The 23006-nt window shown below is 38.2% G+C and carries 15 protein-coding genes; 13 read left to right on the forward strand and 2 right to left on the reverse strand.

Going from position 1 to position 23006, the window contains the following annotated elements; all coding sequences use genetic code 11:
- The first annotated feature begins 390 nt into the window (after positions 1-390).
- The 9 genes from AC4MRQ_RS01105 to AC4MRQ_RS01145 all read left to right on the forward strand — a co-directional run bounded on the left by AC4MRQ_RS01105 (position 391) and on the right by AC4MRQ_RS01145 (position 16970).
- The gene (locus tag AC4MRQ_RS01105) at positions 391-2976 is read left to right on the forward strand and encodes a GH116 family glycosyl-hydrolase (RefSeq protein WP_491195786.1); all 2586 of its coding nucleotides are present in this window, start codon (positions 391-393) and stop codon (positions 2974-2976) included.
- Between the two features lie 6 nt (positions 2977-2982).
- A complete protein-coding gene (locus AC4MRQ_RS01110) occupies positions 2983-5709 on the forward strand; it encodes a GH116 family glycosyl hydrolase (protein WP_491195787.1) in 2727 nt (908 codons plus the stop codon).
- A gap of 2 nt (positions 5710-5711) precedes the next feature.
- Complete coding sequence (locus tag AC4MRQ_RS01115; protein ID WP_491195788.1) at positions 5712-6254, forward strand: hypothetical protein; 543 nt, start codon at positions 5712-5714, stop codon at positions 6252-6254.
- A 9-nt stretch (positions 6255-6263) separates the two neighbouring features.
- Positions 6264-7859 (forward strand): beta-N-acetylhexosaminidase, encoded by a 1596-nt coding sequence (locus AC4MRQ_RS01120; RefSeq protein ID WP_491195789.1) that lies wholly within the window; start codon positions 6264-6266, stop codon positions 7857-7859.
- Positions 7860-7994: 135 nt separating this feature from the next.
- Positions 7995-8309 (forward strand): hypothetical protein, encoded by a 315-nt coding sequence (locus AC4MRQ_RS01125; RefSeq protein ID WP_491195790.1) that lies wholly within the window; start codon positions 7995-7997, stop codon positions 8307-8309.
- Positions 8310-8319: 10 nt separating this feature from the next.
- Positions 8320-9429 carry a cellulase family glycosylhydrolase gene (locus AC4MRQ_RS01130; RefSeq protein WP_491195791.1) on the forward strand — a complete coding sequence of 370 codons (1110 nt, stop codon included), beginning with the start codon at positions 8320-8322 and terminating at the stop codon, positions 9427-9429.
- A gap of 3 nt (positions 9430-9432) precedes the next feature.
- Positions 9433-11994, forward strand: coding sequence for a GH116 family glycosyl-hydrolase (locus tag AC4MRQ_RS01135; RefSeq protein WP_491195792.1), 2562 nt, complete (start codon positions 9433-9435; stop codon positions 11992-11994).
- Between the two features lie 290 nt (positions 11995-12284).
- Complete coding sequence (locus AC4MRQ_RS01140) at positions 12285-15818, forward strand: hybrid sensor histidine kinase/response regulator transcription factor (RefSeq protein ID WP_491195793.1); 3534 nt, start codon at positions 12285-12287, stop codon at positions 15816-15818.
- Positions 15819-15992: 174 nt separating this feature from the next.
- Positions 15993-16970 (forward strand): glycoside hydrolase family protein, encoded by a 978-nt coding sequence (locus tag AC4MRQ_RS01145; protein WP_491195794.1) that lies wholly within the window; start codon positions 15993-15995, stop codon positions 16968-16970.
- A 240-nt stretch (positions 16971-17210) separates the two neighbouring features.
- Here AC4MRQ_RS01145 and AC4MRQ_RS01150 read toward each other — a convergent pair whose 3' ends face one another.
- Positions 17211-17891, reverse strand: coding sequence for a phospholipase D-like domain-containing protein (locus AC4MRQ_RS01150; protein ID WP_491195795.1), 681 nt, complete (start codon positions 17889-17891; stop codon positions 17211-17213).
- Between the two features lie 6 nt (positions 17892-17897).
- A complete protein-coding gene (locus tag AC4MRQ_RS01155; protein WP_491195796.1) occupies positions 17898-18632 on the reverse strand; it encodes a helix-turn-helix domain-containing protein in 735 nt (244 codons plus the stop codon).
- Positions 18633-18821: 189 nt separating this feature from the next.
- Here AC4MRQ_RS01155 and AC4MRQ_RS01160 point away from each other — a divergent pair, with 189 nt between their 5' ends.
- The 4 genes from AC4MRQ_RS01160 (at position 18822) to AC4MRQ_RS01175 (ending at position 22888) form a co-directional block, all read left to right on the forward strand.
- Complete coding sequence (locus AC4MRQ_RS01160) at positions 18822-19241, forward strand: type III secretion system chaperone family protein (RefSeq protein WP_491195797.1); 420 nt, start codon at positions 18822-18824, stop codon at positions 19239-19241.
- A complete protein-coding gene (locus AC4MRQ_RS01165; protein ID WP_491195798.1) occupies positions 19228-19944 on the forward strand; it encodes a PspA/IM30 family protein in 717 nt (238 codons plus the stop codon). The genes AC4MRQ_RS01160 and AC4MRQ_RS01165 overlap by 14 nt, the downstream gene beginning before the upstream one ends.
- A 112-nt stretch (positions 19945-20056) precedes the next feature.
- Positions 20057-20743, forward strand: coding sequence for a hypothetical protein (locus AC4MRQ_RS01170; protein WP_491195799.1), 687 nt, complete (start codon positions 20057-20059; stop codon positions 20741-20743).
- A gap of 3 nt (positions 20744-20746) precedes the next feature.
- Positions 20747-22888 carry a hypothetical protein gene (locus tag AC4MRQ_RS01175; protein ID WP_491195800.1) on the forward strand — a complete coding sequence of 714 codons (2142 nt, stop codon included), beginning with the start codon at positions 20747-20749 and terminating at the stop codon, positions 22886-22888.
- Positions 22889-23006 lie beyond the last annotated feature (118 nt).

A 23006-nucleotide genomic window follows, 5' to 3' on the forward strand; every position in this document is an offset into this window, starting at 1 on the left:
GGGCGTATTTACAATTTATGAATGGTCATGCAGTTTGTGCGTCAACCAAGGCGTTGGCATCTCTATGGAGGGCAAATATTCAGTTGGTTTGTATAGTATCGAAGAGAACAAGCATCAGCATCCGAAACTTCAAGTGCTTGACTATGATGTAATAAAATCATCTCAGTATGAATATTTCATGAAATTTACACTTCTTCTCAAGATATCTGCCCACTGATCTCAGTAAGCTTATACTTCTTTTGTGTAGGAATCCTAAATAAGATCGAGGTCACCCTTTAACAAGCAGATTGTATTTGAAAACAGCAGAACTTATAATTAGTCGATATTGCTTGATGGTAGATGATAGTTTATTTTTTTAGGGATAATGAATAAAATTAGATGTTATTAAATATGAAAAAAATTCTATTTCTAATGGTAATGATCGCATGGAGCAGTTCTTTGTGGTCAATCGAAACAAATGAATTAAAGTACATCGGTATGCCCGTCGGTGGCATTGGTGCCGGACAGGTTTATCTCGGTGGTGATGGTCAGTTATGGTACTGGGATATTTTTAATTATCAAAGGATCAGCCCTGGCGGACCGGGCGATAAATTTTATATCAATCCAATGACGCAGGACAAGCGTTTCGAACAGGGGTTTGCGATCCGTGTTAAGGGAGCTATTACACCAACTGTAAAAGCCTTGCGAGAAGGAGGATTCTCTGATATTCGTTTTAAAGGGCAATACCCTGTCGGAAATGTTTATTATAGTGATAATGATTTGCCTCTTGATGTTCGCTTACAAGCGTTTAGTCCGTTTATTCCTACGAATAGCCAAGCATCCGGTTATCCGGCTGTGATAATGGAATATACACTTAAAAACACTGGAGATAAAATGGTAGAAGCAGAAATATTCGGGTGGCTGCAAAATACAAGTAACTATTTTTCCTCGGCCAATCAAATCGGCAAGCATGTTAATACAATTGTTAAAACCGACGATGTTGTTCAACTGGTTTGCAGCTCTGAGGGAAATGAGTTGACTGATTTACCAGATTATGGTAATATGACACTTACTCTTCTTGGAAGTGATAATACCTGGACATCTCCAAGGGCCCCTAAAAACATCGACTACAATCTGCCGGAACTAAAAGCCTCAAAAAATACTGCTGTTCAGGCAGACTTGGGTAAGACTCTTACCGGAGCTTTAGGAAAAACAGTTAAGCTAGAGCCTGATGAAGAAAGGACGGTAACGTTTTTAATTTCCTGGTACTATCCTAATTTACATTGTCGGGAAAGCGGATTTCATAATCTTAGAAATAAAAAATCTTTAAGGTACTACTACAGTGATCAATTTGGGTCATCTACCGATGTAGCTAATAATATTGTAAGTCAATATCAGCAATTGGCCGGTGCAACTAAAGATTGGGCTGAAACCTGGTACGATTCAACATTACCCGATTGGTTTCTGGATCGCACTTTTGTTAACACAAGCACATTGGCCACCACATCGTGTTATCGATTAACCGATTTAAGTGGTGCCCCATTTAATATGGGACGGTTTTATGCGATGGAAGGTGTTTATCTGGGACATGGAACATGTACACATGTATTTCATTATGAACAGGCATTGGGGCGTGTATTCCCTAATTTGGCGCGGCAGTTAAGAGAACAAATTGATTATGGTCTTTCATATAAGTCTGAAGGAGTTATCGGTTACAGAGGAGAGTTGAGTGACATGGGACATCACGATGGACGTGGTTATGCTGTTGACGGGCATGCAGGAACCATTCTCCGAACTTACAGAGAGCACACAATGTCGCCCGATTATACATTTTTGAAAAACAATTGGCCAAAAATTAAAAAGAGCATTGAGTACATGATTGCTCATGATAAAGAAAAAAATGGTGTAGCTGACGGAATTCTGGAAGGCATTCAATACAATACATTAGACCGTATGTGGTATGGAAAAAATGCCTGGATTAGTAGTATGTATAACGCTGTTTTAAGGGCAGGGGAAGCCATGGCAAGCGAAATGGGTGACAAGGCTTTTGCCAAACAATGCAAAAATATTGCTGAAAGCGGATATGAGAAAATGTCTGATGAACTCTTTAATGGCGAATATTTTGCCAATATTCTTGATACTGAAAATCCTGAATCACCTAATTCATACCTTGGTTGCCACATCGATCAGGTGCTTGGAGAGTCTTGGGCCGTTCAGGCTGGCTTGCCGCGTGTACTGCCTGAGAAAGAAACCAAAAGTGCATTGGCATCCATTTACAAATACAGTTTTCAGAAAGATATTGGCTACTATTTGGAGACGGCAAAAATAAAACCAGTTCGGTTTTATGCACTCCCGGGAGAAGCAGGTACTGTTATGTGTTCTTTCCCTCGGGGTGGAGAAGAAAAAGCTCCCGGAAAAGTAAAGAATGATTGGGAGAAACTGGTGGTTGGCTATTTTAGCGAATGCATGACCGGATTCACTTACCAGGCAGCAGCCCACATGATTGCCGAAGGATTGGTCGATGAAGGGATGGAAATAATCAAAGCCATCCATGATCGTTATAATCCGGTTAAAAGAAATCCTTACAATGAAGTGGAGTATGGTAACCACTATACACGAGCCATGTCAAGCTATGGTGCTTTTGTATCTGCATCTGGTTTTCAGTATCATGGGCCCAAAGGTGAAATAGCGTTCGCGCCTAAGATTAATCCGGAAGATTTTAAATCGGCATTTATTACTGCTGAGGGTTGGGGAACTTTTACTCAAAAAAAGGAAATCAACAAACAGGTTAATTCATTAGCCGTTGCCTATGGTAAGCTGAAAATCAGGAGCTTTGAAACCTCAGCTATTGTAGATTCTAAAATGAAATCTGTAGAAGTATTGTTAAATGGTAAAAGCTTAAAATCAAAATTTAGAAATGATGATGGGAAAATAGCGGTAACTTTTCCTGAAATTACAATTAAGCAAAATCAAAAACTGGTCATCATTATTCAATAATACCAAATGAAAAATCTGATTTTTCTATTCTTATATTTTGTTGCGCTGTTCAATGGCTACTCACAAGTAGCCAGAAATTTGGAAACAAAAGGCCAGCAAAAGCAACAAATTGTTGATAACGAAGATCTCCTGCAAAGCTTCTACCAACAAGCAACGCATCCGGGATTAATGGAACGGGGAACACCAACGATATTTAAAGGTGAATATCTCGAAGCAATCCAATTTCCCGTTGGTGGAATTGGAACGGGATGTATCCAGTACGATGGAAGTGCGGTTCCGAGGTATTGGCAGATTTTTAATAATATGACACACGATTTTATTCCCAATAGTTTTTTTGCTATTCGTGTCAAGAGTAATGATGGTGTCAGCACTCGTGCATTACAAACGAAAGAAGTTGCTGGATTTCCTGCCATGAAAGAACTTAATGCAAGCTCAAAGTTTCCATTTTTAAGTTATCGCTTTATAGATGATATAGCAGTGGATGTGGGCTTGGATGTTTATAATCCATTCATTCCAACAGATCTGAAAAATTCCGGAATACCTGCTGCTTTTTACACCATAACATTGAAAAATAAAAGCAGCGAACCTCTCGAAATTAGCTTGTTGGCTTCACAGCAAAATTCGGTTGGTTTTTCCCGGATTCCCAAAATTACAGAAGGAGATTCTTTTGCCGAACGTTTTCAGAAAAGCATTAACAGAAAAGCAGTTGTAGGTAATAAATCAGATTATTACGGTAATAACAGGAATAGGATTGAAAAGCTACGAAACATGTCAATGCTTTTAATGGAAGGTGATTTTAATTCAGACGATGAACATTTTGGAGCAATGGCTTTAATGCTGCTAAGTGACGTGGATGATGTACAGGGGAATGCAGGCATAGAGTATAATGACGACTTTCATAATGATTTTAAAACCTCGGGTGATATAAAAACAAAATCAAAATCAAAAAGAAGTATAGAAGGAGAAACCTGGGCTGGTGCTTTAAATGCTAAAATTACTTTGGCTCCCGGCGAAAGAAAAGAAATGGAATTCGCTTTGGTCTGGTATTTTCCTAACGGATTGAATGGAGGTCATTTGGATTCGTGGGATGCCTGGGGGAAAGGAACCTGGGAGGGACAGGGTAATTACTATGCTAATTATTGGTATGATATTCAGCAGCTTTCGGGTTATATAATTGATAATCATAGATGGTTAAAGACAACAACCGCGACCTTTTCCGAGAGTCTGTATAAAACCAATCTTCCGTTTTGGTTAATCGAAAGGTTAGGAAATCAATTAGCGATATTAAAAAGCAGAACTATTTTTCATGACAAGAACAATTATGTAGGCCTCTGGGAAGGATGTGGAGCAGGTGATGGATCATGTGCCGGCAACTGTAATCACGTTTGGCATTATGCCCAGGCACATGCCCGCTTATTTCCGCAAATGGGTAGAAAAATAAAGGAGCAATCGTTTAAGGCAGTTAAAAGTAACGGTCAGATTCCTTATCGTCAGCCCAATGGATCTCCGGCTTTTGATGGTCAGTGTGGAGATATAATAGGTGCCTATCGTGAATACTTGTTATCGAACAATGATAGTTGGATAAAAACAATGTATCCCAATATAAAGAAGGCGATGAACTATTTGATTGTGAATCATGATGAGGATAAAGATGGTTGGCTTTCAGATGCACCAAAGCATACCACCTATGATGCCAGCATGACTGGGAATCCTTCAATCCTGACTTCTTTGTATTTAACGGCATTAAGCGCTTCGGCAGAAATGGCTAAAGTAGCCGGAGATATTGAACAAGCAGAAGAATGGCAGGGTATTGCTGTCAGCTCTGGAAAACTTCAGAACGATAGACTCTGGAATGGAGAGTATTTTATTCAGATTCCAGGAGATAATCGGGCAACCGATTATGAAAATGGCTGCATGACCGATCAGTTATTGGGACAATGGTGGGCTGATCAACTTAACTTTGATACTTTATATCCGAATTACCGAATATTCTCAGCAACCAGATCCGTTTTTCAATTTAACTTTAAAAGCAATCTTAATAATCACATTCAGGTATCCCGAAAATTCGCGAAACCTGATGAAGCAGGTATGGTTGGAACAACTTGGCCCGGCAACGATCGAACAAAATATGCTTCAGGATATTCCGATGAAATTTGGACAAGTTATGAATATACAATCGGAGCATCACTTATCAAGTACGGGCTTTTTAAAGAAGCGTTTATTTTGTTACGTTCTGGTTATGATCGTTACAATGGGAAATTAAAAACAGGGTATAAAACGGATAATGGTTGGGGTAATTTTGGTTTTAGTGGAAATCCATTTGGAGATGATGAATGTGGACAATTTTACAGCAGAGCTTTATCTAATTGGTCAGTATTGTTGGCAACCCAAGGTTTTCAATACAATGGTCCACAAAAAACTATAGGATTTAATCCACGTTGGAAGCCTGAAAACCACAAATCATTTTTTTCCACTGCACAAGGTTGGGGTAACTTCTCACAGCAAAGAAATAGCGTCCAACAAACAAATACAATAGAACTATTATTCGGCGAGCTGGATTTAAAGCAGGTTTCATTAGTTCTCTATCCAGATTTCCATCCTACTGTTGTGAATGCAGATATCAACCGTAAAAGTATTGATGTCAGATATACTCTTGATGGAAGGAAGATTCTTTTGGACTTGATGCATTTAACACTGAGATCGAATCAAATATTAACGATAAACATTCAATAAATATGATGAGAATATTATTGGGAATCTTAATTACAGGTTTATGCTCACTTCAGCTTGTTGCTCAGGAAGCAGATCACAACTGGCGCGAAACCTTAAAAGAACAATTACCTCTTCTTGGCCATCGTAATTGGATATTGGTGGTTGATGCTGCCTATCCATTACAAAGCAAGGCGGCCATAAAAACCATTTCAACCGGAGAAAAGCAGTTGGATGTGGTAAAAGAGGTATTGGTTGCGATTGATAAGGCACCGCAAGTGTACCCGGAGGTATTCCTTGATAAGGAAATTGACTTTGTGCCCGAAAAAGAGGCAAAAGGAATTGAAGCCTATAAAAAGGAACTATATAAAATATTGAGTGGAAAAAACGTGACCAAAGAATTGCATGAAGCGTTGATAGCCAATATTGATGAGGCGGCCAAAGTATTTAATATATTGGTTTTAAAAACCGATCTGACAATTCCTTACACATCTGTTTTCTTCCGTTTGGATTGTGGCTATTGGAATGGAGAGCAGGAGAAGAAGATGAGGAAATTAATGAACAAATAATTCCAGTTTATGAAAATCAGAGCTTTATTATTTTTTTGCATTGTTTTTATTGAGATGAACGCCTCAAGTGCTGAATTGAAATTAATACCACAGCCGAATTCAATGCAGATTTCAGAAGAGAAAGTTGTACTGGCGAATGAAATGTTGATTGATTTCAATACGAATATTGAAAGTCAGTATTTAAAGGAATTACTAAAGAAAGCCGTTTTAAGACACCTTGATACTGAACAGGGAGGGCAGCATTCAGATAATGACTTGCAAAAGATTGTTTGCAGTATAGATAAACGTTTACCTAAGGAAGAGGCATACAAGATAGATATAGATGAACAGGCAATCCGCTTAACAGGAGCCAGTGGTAGAGGCTTGTTTTATGCTATTCAAACACTCGATCAGATTTTTACGTCCTATCCGGATCTTCGCATTGATCGTAGAATTAATAAACTGAACATTGTTGATGCCCCTCGTTTTGAGTACCGGGCATTAATGTTGGATCCGGCTCGTCATATGTTACCGGTAGAGGATATTAAACGCTATGTAGATGCCATGGCCTACTATAAGTTTAACACCTTGCACCTGCATTTAACCGACGACCATGGGTGGAGGCTGGAAATGAAAGAATATCCCCGATTGACGGAGCTTGGTGCCAAACGCGATGCCATTTATAATGACGAAATTCTTAAAGGTGGGTTTTATACTACTGAAGACTTAAAAGGATTAGTGGCCTATGCCGCTCAGCGAAACGTACAGATCATTCCGGAAGTGGATATACCCGGGCACGGCCATGCTTTATTGACCGCGTATCCGGAGTTTGCGTGTTTTCCCGATACTACTTTAAAGGCCGAAATTAAAGAGGCTTATCCCCATGCTGCGCCAATATGTATTGGTAACCATAAATTCTATGCTTTTTATGAGGATGTGATACGGAAGTTAAGTGAAATATTCACAGCAGATGAAATTCATATTGGTGGAGACGAAGTAAATAAAGAAGCTTGGTCGAAATGTCCTAAATGTCAGAATTTAAAAAATGAAAAAGGTCTGAAAATGGATGACCAATTAATGGATTATCTATTTGAAAGGGTCACAAAAATTGCATCAGAATATGGTAAGAATGTTCAGTTTTGGCACGAGGCCGGCCATAAATACCCCGAAGGAGAAACCATTTTTCTATGGCGCTTGGGAACTGCACAGAAAGTCATTGCAGATGCCAGGGAACAACAACTTAAATTGATTTGTGCCCCTGGCGAATACGCGTATTTTGATTACCCGGAATCGCAAAGTGATAAGGAATATTTACCAGCCTGGATTCCAGTACTCCCCCTTAATAAAGTTTATGAGTTTGATCCCGCTTATGGACTTCCCAAAGAAGAATCAGAATATATCAGGGGAATTGAGGCGACCATCTGGGGGGAATCGGTAAAAAATATCCATCGGGCATTTTACATGACATTCCCGCGAGCTTTTGCCTTGGCAGATGCCGGCTGGACTAATATGGAGAATCGCGAGTGGAAGAACTTCGTAGTTCGAATGCAATATCATTTGAATGTGTTATTGGATAGAGGAATTAATTACAGACCGCCTGTAGAATTATATAAAAGCAAAAACTAAAGTTATTGATATGAGAAAGATTAAAATTAGTATTTCGGTTATTCTACTCGTCTGGATAAGTGTTGGTTTATATGCCAAAAATGGTCCACCTTCAAACATTACGATGGCGATCACTTGTTAAACCTGGCCTTACCTTTGGCAGCCATTGAAAAAGCTGAGCATGTTTATTCTGTAGTGTTTCTGGATAAGGAAATTGATTTTGTGCCAGAAGAGGAAGCAAAGGGAATTGAAGCCTACAAAAAAGAACTCTTTAAAATCTTAAATGGGAAGAGCGTCAATAAAAAGCTTCATGAAGAGTTGATTGCCAATATTGATGAAGCGGCTAAAGTATTCAATATTCTGGTGCTTAAAACGAATCTGACGATTCCGTATACCTCAGTCTTTTTCAGGTTAGACTGTGGATATTGGAATGGTGAACAAGAAAAGAAGATGAGAGGATTAATGAAATAAAATCATGTCTATGAATCGAATAAAACTAAAAATTAGCTTGTTTTTACTATTTGTAGTTATAGCTAAATCAGCTTATTGTCAGCAGTGGAGTGTAGAAAAAGCTAATTTATGGTATCAAAACCAGCCATGGTTGGTTGGGGCTAATTTTGTCCCGTCTACGGCCATTAATCAACTGGAAATGTGGCAGGCTGAAACCTTTGATCCAAAAACCATTGATAGAGAATTAGGATGGGCCGGGGAACTAGGTTTCAATACCATGCGCGTTTTTTTGCATCACATGCTTTGGGAACAGAATTCGAAAGAATTCATCCAACGGATTGAGGAGTTCCTTGAAATCGCGGATAAGCATAGGATTAAGACTATGCTGGTGTTACTTGATGACGTATGGAATCCTCTACCAAAACTTGGTAAACAACCTGATCCAACCCCTCGAGTACATAATTCGGGCTGGGTTCAAAGTCCCGGAAGTGAAGTTTTGGTTGATTCCAGAAAATGTGATGCTCTTGAGTCCTATGTAAAAGGAATTATTTCGCATTTCAAAAACGACAAACGTGTTATAATCTGGGATTTGTATAACGAACCCGGAAATATTAACGGAAATAGTTACAGAAAACTTGAGCCTGAAAATAAGGCAAAGTATTCTTTAAACTTATTAAAGAAGGTTTACAAATGGGCTCGTGAAGTAAATCCGTCTCAACCTATATGTATCGATGTTTGGACATCAATTCATAAGGAACTGGATGAAATGAGTGAAATTGACAAATTCGCTTATGACAACTCAGATATAATAAATTTCCATTGTTATGCTAATGCCTCAGATACTGAAAAAATGGTAAAAAGGCTGTCCATCTCAAATCGACCTTTAATATGCACCGAATATATGGCACGACCAGTTGGTTCAAGTTTCCACGAAATTCTCCCGATTTTTAAAAAATACAAGGTTGCTGCATACAATTGGGGATTGGTTGATGGAAAATCTCAAACAATCTATCCCTGGGACTCATGGGATAAAAAATATAAGTCAGAACCAAAAATATGGTTTCATGATATCTTTAGGAAAGACGGCAGTCCTTACATGAAAGAAGAAACTGATTTTATTAAAACAATGATAAAAGAATAAACAATGAAAAGAATAGGAATCTTTTTGATAGTCATTTTGTTAAGTCTATCTGCCAATGCGCAGGAATGGCCCAAATTCAAGCATTATGATGGCGATCATTTATTAAATGTTGCACTTCCTTTGGGTGGAATTGGTACCGGAACAGTTTCATTAGGAGGAAGAGGGGAACTGCGCGACTGGCAGATTATGAATAAACCCGGGATGAACTTTTACACTACTCCGGTAGGGAATAACGCTCCCTTCTTTTCGGTGTATGTAAAACCACAAGGAAAGGAAGCCATGACAAAAGCTTTAATGGGGCCACTTGATGTTAGTGAATATCAGCATTACGAAGGTCGTCCGGTTAATCATCATGGATTGCCTCGGTTTTCCAGTGCTTCATTTGATGGGGCGTACCCATTTGGTCAGGTTAACCTTGAAGATGATCTATTACCAATATCTGTGAAAATAAAAGGTTTTAATCCTTTTATACCGGGAGATGTGGACGCCAGCAGTATTCCTATTGCTATTCTCAAATACAAAGTAACCAATAATACCAATAAAGAAATGGAGGTTGCTGTTTGTGGTTCAATCCGCAATTTTATTGGTATTGATGGCAGTAAAACCAACAAAAACTGGAAGGGAGATATTGTACCTTATGGTGCGAAGGATAATGTCAATACATTTTTTGAATGTGATAAAGTGAGTGGAATTTATATGAGCAGCGACGGAGTGGATCAGGAAGATGCTGCATGGGGAACATTCGCTCTTTCGACATTAAATGAAGGAAAGCTGACTTACCGTCGATCATCCACGCCTAATCACTGGGAAAATGCAATATTGGACTTTTGGGATGATTTTAGTGAAGATGGTCTGTTGACTGATAAAGATAAGTTGGTTGATGATAATCCAATGGCCTCTCTCGCCAAGAAGAAAATAATTCCTGCCAACTCTAGTCAGACCTTTACCTTTTACATGACCTGGCATTTTCCTAATCGCCTGGATTGGAATGAAGGGTGGTCCTTAAATCGCAGTGGCAAAATAATTGGAAACTATTACACTACCCAATACACAGATGCAAAGGAGGTGATTGAGAAAGAAATTAATAAACTGCCGGAATATGAAAAGCAGACTATAAACTTCGTCAATACTTTCCTTAATACTTCTATTCCTGATGTTGTAAAAGAAGCGGCTTTATTTAATTTAACCAGTATGCGTTCGCAAACTGTATTTCGTATTCCTTCAGGACACCTGATGGGCTGGGAAGGGATAATGGATGAAGTGGGTTCGTGTTATGGTAGTTGCACGCATGTGTGGAATTACGAGACAGCCACCAGTTTTTTATTCAGTGAGTTGGCGCAAACCATGCGCGATGTGGAATTTACATATGCCACCAGTGATAAGGGACATATGATGAACAGGGTCAAGTTTCCTTTGGAGAGTAATAAAGGTCATCACACTGCAGCGGCTGATGGACAAATGGGAACGATTATGCGCTTTTACCGAGACTGGATGCTATCAGGTGATAAGGAATTTTTAATGAAGCATTGGCCAAAGGTCAAATTGGCCATGTCTTATGGTTGGAAAGCCAAAGGATGGGATGGTAATCAGGATGGTGTGCAGGAAGGCAAACAGCACAATACAATGGATTGTGATTATTATGGACCAAACCCTCAAATGCAATTCTGGTATTTTGGAGCTTTAAAAGCCTGTGCCGAAATGGCTAAAGTAGCCGGAGATAAGCAGTTTGCGAAAAAGTGTGAAGCTATTCAGGAGAACGGTAGAAAATGGGTAGATGCGAACCTATTCAACGGCAATTATTATGAGCATAAAATCACAAACCCTAAAGAATATGGTGAGTTTCTGGATATGGATGATCCTGATGTAGAAGTACCTTGGTATCAGTTAGGTTCAGGTTGTTTGGTTGATCAACTTGCAGGTCAGTATATGGCGCATGTTTGCGGATTGGGCTATTTGGCCGATGAAGAGCATATAAAAACGACGATGCAAACCATCATGACCAATAACTTTGTTGAGGAGTTCGAAAATGTTTTTAATAATATGCGTTCTTATGTGATGGATAAAGAATCAGGGCTGATCATGTCAAGTTGGCCCAAAGGCCGATTGAAAGTTCCTTTTCCATACTGGGCCGAATCCATGTCGGGCTTTGAATACACGGCGGCGATAGGCATGTTGTACGAGGGACAGGTTGAAAATGGCTTAAAATGTATTGAGGCCATTCGTGACCGTTATGATGGTAAAAAACGAAATCCGTTTGATGAGCCTGAGTGTGGACATTTTTATGCACGTGCTATGGCTAGCTGGTCGGCACCAATGGCCTTGAGTAAATTTAACTACAACGGTTATACTAAAACATTCACAATAACTGCCAGGCCGGGAACTTATTTTTGGAGTAATGGTTCGGCTTGGGGTAACTGTGTGGTGAGCGATAAGAAAGTTACATTGAATGTGGAGTACGGTGAAGTTGAGGTTGATAAATTACAATTGGATAATGGTATAGCTAAAAAGTCAAAAATAAAATTGCTAAATGCGAATGGAAATAAAGCGGTAGTTTTTAAGTTGTAAATAGCATTGAATCAGAAAGTAATTCCGAATAACAAACCCATGTTCCAGGCGTGATTATTTATTAAGAAATAAATGGTCACACCTGGAATTTTTGTAAATACAAATAGTAATTTAGGTGTCTGGGTTAAACAATTCTTTGATTGAAAAATAATGCGAATGGATCGTATTAAATACATCTCAGAATTTTTAAAAATTAACGATTATAAGTTAATGAGAAACCAAGCGGTATGGTTCGATACATTTTTTTGATAATACTATTTTTCACTGTAACCCATTTTAGTGGGGCAAGTATGATAGAGCTAAGCCTCCATCATTGGCATCAAAGCAATGGGTTACCACCTCATCCGATAGTTTCCATCGATCAGGAAGATAATGGTTTGATCATATTGCATTGCACAAAAGGAAGTTACTATTTTAACGGTTTTGAATCACGCCCGTTTAAACCAGCAAATGATCTGTCAAAAAGGACTGCAAATGTTTATTTATTGGATAGAAAACTGATTCTTGGTAAAGATACCCTTAGAGGAGAATATAACGGGATTGATAAATCATCATTGGGTTATTGGATCAGTTCAGGTTATGGTATCGGACACCTGGACACCATTACAAAGGAAGTAGAGTGGTTAAATTCTAACGGTGATCTGCCTGTACGTGCTTGCTCAAACCCAATTGAAGCCAAAGATGGAAAAGTATGGTTTTCAATGCATTTGTTTGGTATTGGATTCTACGAGCCGACGTCAGGTAAATTGTATTCTATCCAGAATATTGATGAGTATAATGGGTATGCTGATGTAAGAGAAGTTTTTGCTAGTGTACTTGATCGCGAAATTGTTGATTTATTCTTTGATCAATCTTCCAATTTATGGATAGCAACTCGTAATGACGGTCTTTATAAAATAACCTTTGAACCTGAAAGGTTCCAGTTCTTCAGGTCAGAGTATAGACAACAAGGCGGCTTAAGCCATCGTGATATTAGTTCCCCAAAAGCTATGCAGAATGGCGATATTTGGATTGCGACTTGGGGAGGTGGAATAAATGTTTGGGATAAGGAGGATTTGGATTCCAGCCGACCTAATTTCAAAACGCTTCCATTGCGTCAGGTTAATGGATCACCTTTGGGAAGGAATTTAATATTTCCTGTGGTTGAAGATGCTAATTCAAATGTGTGGATCGGTACCTATGGAGGTGGCTTGTATTATTTGAGTGCTGAAAGGAAAAAAAACAATGATTACCGATGTATTCCATTCATGGTAAGTAACGGTAAATTACCGAATGATTTTATCGGAAGTTTATGTGAAGGTATTGATGGTGATGTCTGGTGCGGTACTTATGGTGGATTAGTGCATATCGATTCAGAATTTAATGCACGAAGTAAATTCCCGGAATTGGATAAGCCTGATTTATTATCGGGAAAAACCATTCATATGGTTTGTATAACCAATCAAAAGTATCTTTGGATCAGCTGCCGTGACGGGGACACCTTTTTATGGGATTTAACTACCAACCATGTGAAGAAATTCCGGGAGGCAAGCGGTAGAGAAATTGGATTACTATTTAATAGTGTTGAGTTAAATGGGGTCGATTGGTTCGCAGGTGAAAATGGCGTTTTTTATTATAACCACCGTCTTCAGGAATTTTTGAGTTTCAAGAATAACCATTTATTACCATCTCTTCATGTTGAATCCATCTTGAGTGATGATAAGGGATTTTTATGGCTTGGATCTAATCAGGGATTGGTTAAAATAGACCCAATCAATGCTGAAGTAAAAACCTTTGAATTGTATTCCGGACAAATGGGGAATAGCTGCACGCAGGGAGCTTCTAAAGATCTACATGGTTACATGTATTTTGGTACAAGGTATGGCTTTTATCGTTTTCATCCAGATATATTAGATGCCGACGAAGTAGAAAATTCACTATTAATCAACGAAGTACGTATCAATGGTGAAGCATTTATCTTTGATTCGCTTAAGGGCACCTCTATGTGGAAAGAAAATGAGGCATTTGCTGGGCTTCAATTAGCATATGATCAGAATAATCTGTTGGTTGATTTCACCAGTCTCAATTATAGTCAGGATGAGGATATTCTTTATGAAGTTATGCTCGAAGGTTATGAAAGCAATTGGATTGTAATTAATGATCGCCAACGAAGTTGGAATTATTTAGCACCAGGTGAATACACGGTTAAAATCAGGGAGAAGGGGAAGAGAAATACTACAGGTTTTGCTCTTACTATCCTGACACCATGGTGGAAAACGACTTTTGCTAAAATTGCCTATTTCTTAATTTTAGTATTATTGCTGTATGTGTTATATGTAGTTATATTAATTAAGACAAGGCAGCTGGAGAAACGAAAACAAAAAGAGAAATTTGATTTACTAAGGTTTCGTTTCTTCTTAAATGTGTCGCATGAAATCAGAACACCGCTGACTCTAATCAAAGGCTCAATTGATCGTTTAATGACGAATGAGAGTGGTTCAGAAAACAAAGATTTGGAACGCATTCAGCACAATACGCATCGATTGACACGAATGATTGATGAAGTGCTTGATCTAAAAAGAATGGATCGCCCGGATGTGGAACCAAAAAAGAGCTTTTTCAACATGAAAGAGTTTTTGAATGCAACGGTTGATGCATTTCGGATACGGGAAGAGCAACATCAGATACGTCTGGTATTACCTGAAAAACCAGTATGGATTAGCGGTCCACGTGAGCAGATTGAAACCATTTTGTATAACTTGTTGTCCAATGCAATTAAATTTAGTCCTGAAGATAACGATGTTGAAGTTTACCTTGAAGCAGACGAAACAGAGTGTCGTATTAAAGTGAAGGATTATGGCATTGGAATGAACGAGCAAGAACAATCCAGGATTTTTGAAAGATACTATCAAGCTAAACAAAAGAGAACCAATGGTTCGGGTATTGGTTTATCACTAGTTAAAGAATTGAGTGAATTAATTGGAGCTAAGGTTAGTGTTTGGAGTAAATCAGGGGAAGGTTCTGTTTTTACACTTGTTATACCTATAGGAGTTGATAGTGAGTTGATCGAAACCAATGACGTTGTCACATCAAAGGATAAAAAACTGATATTAATTGTAGATGATCATGAAGATATCCGTTCTTTTATCAAAGAGAGTTTTGCAAATTCTTATCAATGTGTAGAAGCATCCAACGGTAAGGAAGCAAGGGAGTTAGTGAGTGTTTTAATGCCTGATTTAATTATATCAGATGTGATGATGCCGGAGATGAATGGTTTTGAGCTTTGTAAAGTCATTAAGGAACAGATTGAAACAAGTCATATACCAATAATATTATTAACTGCAAAAACCGGTTACGAAGCAGAAGTTGGTGCTGCTAAATGTAGTGCAGACGCCTATATTACAAAACCTTTTCAAGAAAGTTTGTTAAAAATAAAAGCTGAAAAATTAATAGAACTTCGTCGGCGCTTACGCGAGAAATATTCAAATGATCAGCTTGAGGAGGTGCAGGCCGAATTAAATCCGATTGATCAGGCTTTTATGGATAAACTAAGTAAAGCCTTGGAGGAAGCTATTGATAATTCAGAGTTTAATGTCGATCAGTTATCATCTGCAGTAGCTTTAAGCCCTTCTGGCCTTTATCGAAAAGTAAAGGCGTTAACTGGTCTGAGTCCGGTGGATTATATACGAACCTTTCGATTAAATAAAGCTGCGCATCTGTTGCGTAATAGTATTTACTCTATTTCTGAAATTGCCGATTTAACGGGCTTTGGTACTCAGAAGTACTTCTCAAGATGTTTCAATAGTAAGTTTGGCGTATCGCCAAGTAAGTATCGGAAAAAGTAGGGCAGCTGTCTGATAATAGGAGTTAATGGAGCTATTTCTATAAAATCCGTTGCTTTATCATTAATGGTATACTTTTCGTCATGATTTGTAAACTACATTTCAATATGCTGATTCTACTTTTGCTTTATCTACGAACCTAAGAGTTGTAAGTACTGTAATTGAAGATTCATAAAGATGGCAAAAACACATACAATAATATTAGCACTCACATCAGTATTACTGGTTGCTTGCTTTAAAAATAAAGAGAAGAGTAATAAGAATGTGAAAGTTCAAAAGCCTGAAATTGTTGGTAAATGGCAACATATTTTTAATCCGAATGATACTCGGTCTGAAGAAGATACAACTTGGTATACAAACGACCATTGTTTTGCTAAAGGACCTGATGGAAAATGGCATGCCTATGGTATTATCGGCCACAAACCAATTAATCCCTGGACAGGAGAAACGAAACTGTTTCATATCTCGGCTGACCACTTTAATCAGTCTCAATGGGAGGATCATGATTATGCGCTTATGTGTCAACCAGGGGTGGAACGCGTATTGTGGGCACCTCATGTCTACCATGAAGCAGGCAGCGATGAGTGGCATATGTTCTACAATATTGGTAACCGGCAGGAGCATGCGCCTAATTATGCCAGTTGGGGACAATTATGCAGAGCTGATTCAAAAAATATGTTTGACTGGGAGCGCCATGTTCTTAATCCTCTGTTTAGTGATCCCGGACATGCTCGCGATTCATATATTTTGAAGGATGATGATCTTTACTACTTTTATTACACGCGCACCTTCGATGAAGTAGATCTTCGATCTTGTGTGGCTGTTCGTACAAGCCCTGATTTAAAACATTGGAGTGGCCCAAAGATTGTGCATACTCAATCATTAAAATGCGATTGGGGAGGAGATGCAGAATCACCATTTGTTGTTAAAAAAGATGATCTTTATTATTTATTCATTTGCCGGGCTATGACCGATTATAATCAAACACATGTTTATTGGTCCAAATTCCCAGATTCATTCCCAATCGAAAATTTAGTATGCGAACTACCCACCCACGCTTCTGAAGTTATCAAAGTGTCGGAAGATGAGTGGTATTTATCCAATACAGGATGGGATAAAAAAGGGATTTATATTGCAAAAATGGAGTGGAGGTAGGCTATTAGCTAATTGAATGTTGATTACTTAATGTCCCTTCAATATAAGTTGAACAAACATTGAAGGAACTTTAAGTAAACTATGGTTTAATTATGGACATCAATCCTTTTATTTACATTGTTGGAAGGTAGAAAGGACTGCTGAGTTATTGAATTAACTGATGCCTAAAGGGGCAATAATACAGTGTGATCGAAGATATGTTATTCCGTTAAGCCATGTTTATTCAGTCATCAATCAGAATTAATAAATACTCATTGAATTCCAAAGCTTATCAAATTCTTTCTTGTAACTGCTAATTGCTTTAGGATCGTTTGTTTCCAGGATGTTTTCCTGATTGAATTGAGCAGCACTTCTTGTCCAGTTATAGCTGCCAGTTAAAAGTATCTCACTATCAAAAATTGCGAATTTATGATGCATATGGTGACTTGAGTTGTCGATTTTTACTTCTGCACCTTTCCGTTGAAGATAATCAACATCAGAACCCAGGTCATGAGTTTTTTCATCATCAGTAATAATCCTGACTCTCACACCTTTATTCATAGCATATTCTAATTTGTCCCGAATTTCATTATCGCTAATAGTGAAAACGCAGATGTCAATATTTTTAACGGCGTAACTTATTTGTGTAAGAATTGCACTTAAGCACTCCTGACCAGGGCTAAAATATGAATGACAGTATAGATTTTGTGATTCTTTTGGTAGAATAAGCTTGTTGGCCTCTTCCAACCAATCGATTACCTGAACGTGCTTGAATTCATTGAAATGATTACGTGCTTCAGTAAATATCTCACTTCTTACACGGCTTAGTTCATGCTTGCTTAATTGTTTTTCTCCAATAACGGCCTTAAGTGCTTTCTTTTCACTTTTTGATAGGATTCGGTCTTCAAGTGTTTGTTTCAAGTGGCTAAGAACTTCTTTCATGATAGCTTATTGTAGTGTTTTTTCAATTAATAAAATGAGTTGCTCTTCTAACCGATTTATTCTTTCAGACTCACTTTCTTCTGGTAAGTCTCCCAAAAATCTGATTATAGGATAATAATAGTCAATTTCGTCTATGTTTACAGTCGTAATGCCCTGTTTGCTTTGTTTAATAAGGATTTTGTTATTTGCTAATAAATTTAGCTTACTAATGTAGATAGCATTATTGACCTTGATTAAAAAATGCTGTTTGTTATTTAGTTGACCTTGGCTTGTATCAATTATTAAGATATCGTTTTGTCTCAGGTTGTTTGGTGCTGCCATAAATTGGTACGGATAAAATACAATTGCAATTGGGTTATCATAGCTAACATTCAAAGGCAATTGAATAGATTGTTTCTTTTTGCTTGCTTTGGATGTGTCAGTGTTCAATTCATGTATGGATAACAGTAAAGGTATGGTTAATGTGGTGAAAGTAGAGTGTTGAGTGGATTTAAAGGTCGGCTCACTTCCCACATCAAAATGGTAAAGTTCATTAACGGTTAGCTCCTTATTAATAAGTTCATCCAAAGTAATGCTAAAATGATTAGCAACTTTATTGATTAATTCTATTTTAGGTTCGGCGCGTCCTTCTTCGTAAGAACCTACGCTAGCCCTTGATAATTCAAATAAATCTGCAAATTCTGCCTGACTTATTTTTTGTATCGAACGAATCTTTCGAATGTTTTTGCCAAAAAAACTCATAATTTATGCTAATAAAATTTGCAATTAAAAATATATTGGTTACATTTGCTAATGTAGTTGTCAAAAAAACGAAAAATAAAACGCAATTGCTAATAACCTTAACTCTTTCTTATGATTTTAAATAAACAATCTATGATTAATGAGTCAATAATTTTTTTAAATTCAAAACCTGAAAAATGAAACCTCTCTATGATGGAAGACTATTTTAGAAAAGTAAAGAATTACCTGTTAGAATTAAATTGTGAAATCGTAACTGAACAGGAGAACGAAGGTGTTCTTGTTGTGACTAAGCCCGGTGAAGGGATAGTAAATTTAGTTCTTGGTTGTGTCGATCCACTCCTGATAATGGAGCAGTTTATTTTTGAAATCAATGAAGATAATATGAGTGTGTTCAAGCAATTACTGATGAAGAACCGCGATATTGTTCACGGAGCCTTCGTGCTTGATGAAACTGGTCGAAAGGTGATTTTCAGAGATACACTCCAAATTGAGAATCTCGATTTGAATGAATTAGAAGGTTCTATTAACTCATTAGGTTTATTACTTAGTGAATATGCCAACGAAATAATTAAGTTTTCTTCAAAAGAATTGTACCATGAACGTATTTAGCAGATTATTCAAAATAGGAACAGCCGAAGCGCACTCGGCAATTGATAAATTAGAAGATCCGATTAAAATGACCGAACAAGGTATTCGCGATCTTAAAAAGAATTTAGATGATAGTTTAAAGGCCCTGGCAGAAGTAAAGGCTTTAGCCATTCGCTCCAAAAACGATTTGGAAACAAATCGTTCGCGTGCCAATGATTACGAGAGCAAGGCCATTTTATTACTCAAGAAAGCTGAAAAAGGAGCTATCACACCTGAAGATGCTGACAGACTGGCAACCGAAGCACTAACTAAAAAAGAAGAGTGTTTAGCCACTGCCAAAGAAAAGCAGAGCGAGGTGAACCGTTTTGATCAAAACATTGCTCAGTTAGATGCCAACATTAAAAAATTGCGTTCACAAATCAGTACTTTTGAAAATGAACTACGGACGCTCAAGGCACGAGTAAAAGTAAGCAAAGCTACTAAGAGCATTAATAAGCAGATGGCACAAATCGATTCGAGCAGTACCATCAGTATGCTTGAAAAGATGAAGGAAAAGGTGAACCAGGAAGAAGCTTTATCGGAAGCTTATGGTGAAATTGCTAACGAATCCAAATCCTTGGATGATGAAATTGATTCAGCACTCGGAGGAACAGAAAAAGCTGAAGCATCCGAATCTTTAGCCAAGCTAAAAGAAAAGTTAGGCATGAATAAACAAGAAGAATAGACATACATATAAAAGGTTAGTGCTTTTGGCATTAACCTTTTTTTATTTTCAATTATTAATGCTGCTACTGTTTTAGTAAGGCCTTTAGAATCAAAAAACAAAACCCTCAATTATGAAGGAATTATTTGAAGCTGCTTTTTCCGGGGTAAATATCATACCCACTGTTTTATTACTATTGATATTGATTTACTGGATCTTTGTGATCATTGGGGCAATGGATGTCGACACGATTAGTGTTGATGTGGATGCCGATGTGGACATTGATGCAGATGCTGATGTAGATCTTGATACTGATGTGGATACCGAAGCCGAAGTCAATGCAGGTGAAGGGGTTGGATCTGTAGCTTTTCTTAACTCCATCCTAGTCTTTTTTAATCTTGGCAAGATTCCATTTATGGTATGGTTGAGCTTTCTGGTTATTCCAATGTGGGTTATTTCCATCTTGTTCAATCATTTTCTAGGCAACAGCTCTTTTTTATTGGCGTTAGCAGCCCTCATACCAAATCTGATCGTAAGTCTAATGGTTTCCAAGGTGCTCACGACCCCAATAGCAATGGTATTCACCAAGATGAAAAAGAACAATGAGGATCAATTCAAATATACCGGTAAAGTTTGTACTGTTTTGATGCGTGCCACCCATGACAAGTTTGGTCAGGCAGAAATAAACAGGAATGGTAACATCTATCGTGTCAATGTACTCACATATGACGAGGTGATTTTGGAAAAAGGTCAAACAGCCCTGATAATAGAATATATACCCGAGAAAAAATGTTATTTAGTAGAACCCTATAAAATTTAAAAAATGGAATTAATTCAATCCTTAGGAATAGCTACAATTTTATTGATTGTATTTGTTTGTATTGGAGCATTTTATCTTATTGTAAAAACATACCGAAAAGTTACGCAAGGGAAAGCAATGTTGCGCACCGGTGCCGGTGGTGCAAAGGTGACGTTTACAGGCATGTTTGTAATACCTATTCTTCATAAAATGGAGATTATGGATATCACCTTAAAAACAGTTGTTATTGAACGCATGGCTAAAGATGGCCTGATTTGTAAAGACAACATGCGAGCTGATATTAAAGTGGCTTTCTTTGTGCGGGTAAACAAAACCAGCGAAGATGTAATTCAGGTGGCGCAATCAATCGGTTGTAGCCGCGCCTCAGATCAAAAAGCCCTGGTTGAACTGTTTGATTCTAAGTTTTCGGAAGCTTTGAAAACGGTTGGTAAGCAATTCGAATTTGTTGAACTTTATAATTCGCGTGAGAAATTTAAGCACGAGATTCTCAACATCATTGGTACCGATTTGAATGGTTATATTCTGGATGACTGTGCTATTGACTTCCTGGAGCAAACACCTCTAGAGTCATTGTCAGAAAATAACATCCTCGATTCAGAAGGTATTAAGAAGATTGTTGAGCTAACTGCCAAGCAAAAAATTCTATCGAACCAGATTGAGCGCGACAAGCAAAAGACTATTACCAAACAGGATGTTGAAGCGCGAGAAACCGTATTGGAGTTAGAACGTCAGTTAGCCGAGACAGAAGAAAATCAGAAACGTGAAGTTGCCAACATCAGAGACCGCCAAGAAGCCGAGGTGAAAAAAGTAGCTGAAGAGCAACGCTTAATTGCTGAAAAGGCACGCCTTGCAACCGAAGAAGAAATTGCAGTAACTGAAAAGAACAAAGAACGTCAGATTGTTATTGCTGAGAAAAACCGTGAACGTGTTGAAGCTGTAGAAACAGAAGCTGTTGAACAGGAACGTGAATTAAAATTAACAGAACGTCAGCGCATTGTTACTTTGGCTCAGATTGAGAAAGAGAAAGAAGTGGAATTGCAGAAAAAGCAAATTCAGGAAGTGATTCGCGAGCGCGTTGAGGTGGAGAAAACAACTGTTGCAGAGCAAGAGAAAATCAAAGATACGCAAGAGTTTGCATCGGCCGACCGTGCTAAGAAAGTAGCGATTACGAAGGCTGAAATGGATGCCGAAGAAGCTTTTGTTCGTGAAATCAAATCGGCTGAAGCGGCTAAGAACGCTGCGGAGCATAATGCAAAAACACGATTAATTGATGCAGAGGCAGAATTTGAAGCAGCCGGTAAGAAAGCCGAAGCAAGCAAGATCATGGCCGAAGCCAAAGCGGCTGAAGAAGCGGCCATTGGAGTTGCAGAAGCTCAGGTTATTGAAGCCAAAGCAGACGCCATGGAGAAGCAGGGCTTGAATGAAGCGAAGGTAATGGAAATGAAAGCAGAAGCTGAAGCCAAAGGTAGAAAGGCTAAGGCCGCGGCAGATGCTGAATCTATTCAAAAGGTTGGTGAGTCAGAAGCTGAAGTGATTAAAGCAAAAGCTGAAGCAGAAGCCGAAAGAGGACAGGCAGAAAACAAAGTGCTTGACGAACGTAATGCTGTTGAAGCTAAAGGTATTGAAGATAAAGGTATGGCAATGAAGAAGCTGGATGCTGTTGGTCGTGACCACGAAGAGTTCAAGTTGAAGTTAGACATGCAAAAAGAGCTTGAGCTGGCACGTATTAATATTCAGAAAGGCATTGCGGATGCTCAGTCGCAAGTGATTGCCGAAGCACTGAAAGCAGCAAATATCGATATCGTAGGTGGAGAAACAATGTTCTTTGATAAGATAATCGGTTCCATCACACAGGGTAAGCAGGTTGACAAGGTAGTGAAGAACAGTGAAATCATTAACGATATCAAGAATCATTTCTTCGATAGCTCAGATGGTAAGAGTTTTAAAGATCAATTTGCCAGCTTCATCGACCAGTTTGGAATTTCATCCGAAGATGTGCGTAACTTAAGTATTAGTGCTTTAATTGGTCGCATGATGCAGGAAAATACAGATGATAAGACAGGTAGTATGCTAAGTAGTTTAAATGATATCGCCAAAAGTCTGGGGGTATCCAATAGCACTGCCAAAAGTCTTGGTATTGTATAATTAACACCATGATTAACGCTTCCAGATTTAATCAGGAGGCGTTACTTCCAATCTTTTTGCAATCAGCATTCATCCTCATTGCCGGGATTGCTATGCCATGTTTCATCATCCATTCCTA

The organism is Carboxylicivirga sp. (assembly GCF_982718395.1).

Excerpts from the sequence above, each read along its gene's own strand:
- AC4MRQ_RS01105 (WP_491195786.1), top strand. The coding sequence starts at position 391 with ATGAAAAAAATTCTATTTCTAATGGTAATGATCGCATGGAGCAGTTCT.
- AC4MRQ_RS01110 (WP_491195787.1), top strand. The coding sequence starts at position 2,983 with ATGAAAAATCTGATTTTTCTATTCTTATATTTTGTTGCGCTGTTCAAT.
- AC4MRQ_RS01115 (WP_491195788.1), top strand. The coding sequence starts at position 5,712 with ATGATGAGAATATTATTGGGAATCTTAATTACAGGTTTATGCTCACTT.
- AC4MRQ_RS01120 (WP_491195789.1), top strand. The coding sequence starts at position 6,264 with ATGAAAATCAGAGCTTTATTATTTTTTTGCATTGTTTTTATTGAGATG.
- AC4MRQ_RS01130 (WP_491195791.1), top strand. The coding sequence starts at position 8,320 with ATGAATCGAATAAAACTAAAAATTAGCTTGTTTTTACTATTTGTAGTT.
- AC4MRQ_RS01135 (WP_491195792.1), top strand. The coding sequence starts at position 9,433 with ATGAAAAGAATAGGAATCTTTTTGATAGTCATTTTGTTAAGTCTATCT.
- AC4MRQ_RS01140 (WP_491195793.1), top strand. The coding sequence starts at position 12,285 with ATGATAGAGCTAAGCCTCCATCATTGGCATCAAAGCAATGGGTTACCA.
- AC4MRQ_RS01145 (WP_491195794.1), top strand. The coding sequence starts at position 15,993 with ATGGCAAAAACACATACAATAATATTAGCACTCACATCAGTATTACTG.
- AC4MRQ_RS01150 (WP_491195795.1), bottom strand. The coding sequence starts at position 17,891 with ATGAAAGAAGTTCTTAGCCACTTGAAACAAACACTTGAAGACCGAATC.
- AC4MRQ_RS01155 (WP_491195796.1), bottom strand. The coding sequence starts at position 18,632 with ATGAGTTTTTTTGGCAAAAACATTCGAAAGATTCGTTCGATACAAAAA.
- AC4MRQ_RS01160 (WP_491195797.1), top strand. The coding sequence starts at position 18,822 with ATGATGGAAGACTATTTTAGAAAAGTAAAGAATTACCTGTTAGAATTA.
- AC4MRQ_RS01165 (WP_491195798.1), top strand. The coding sequence starts at position 19,228 with ATGAACGTATTTAGCAGATTATTCAAAATAGGAACAGCCGAAGCGCAC.
- AC4MRQ_RS01170 (WP_491195799.1), top strand. The coding sequence starts at position 20,057 with ATGAAGGAATTATTTGAAGCTGCTTTTTCCGGGGTAAATATCATACCC.
- AC4MRQ_RS01175 (WP_491195800.1), top strand. The coding sequence starts at position 20,747 with ATGGAATTAATTCAATCCTTAGGAATAGCTACAATTTTATTGATTGTA.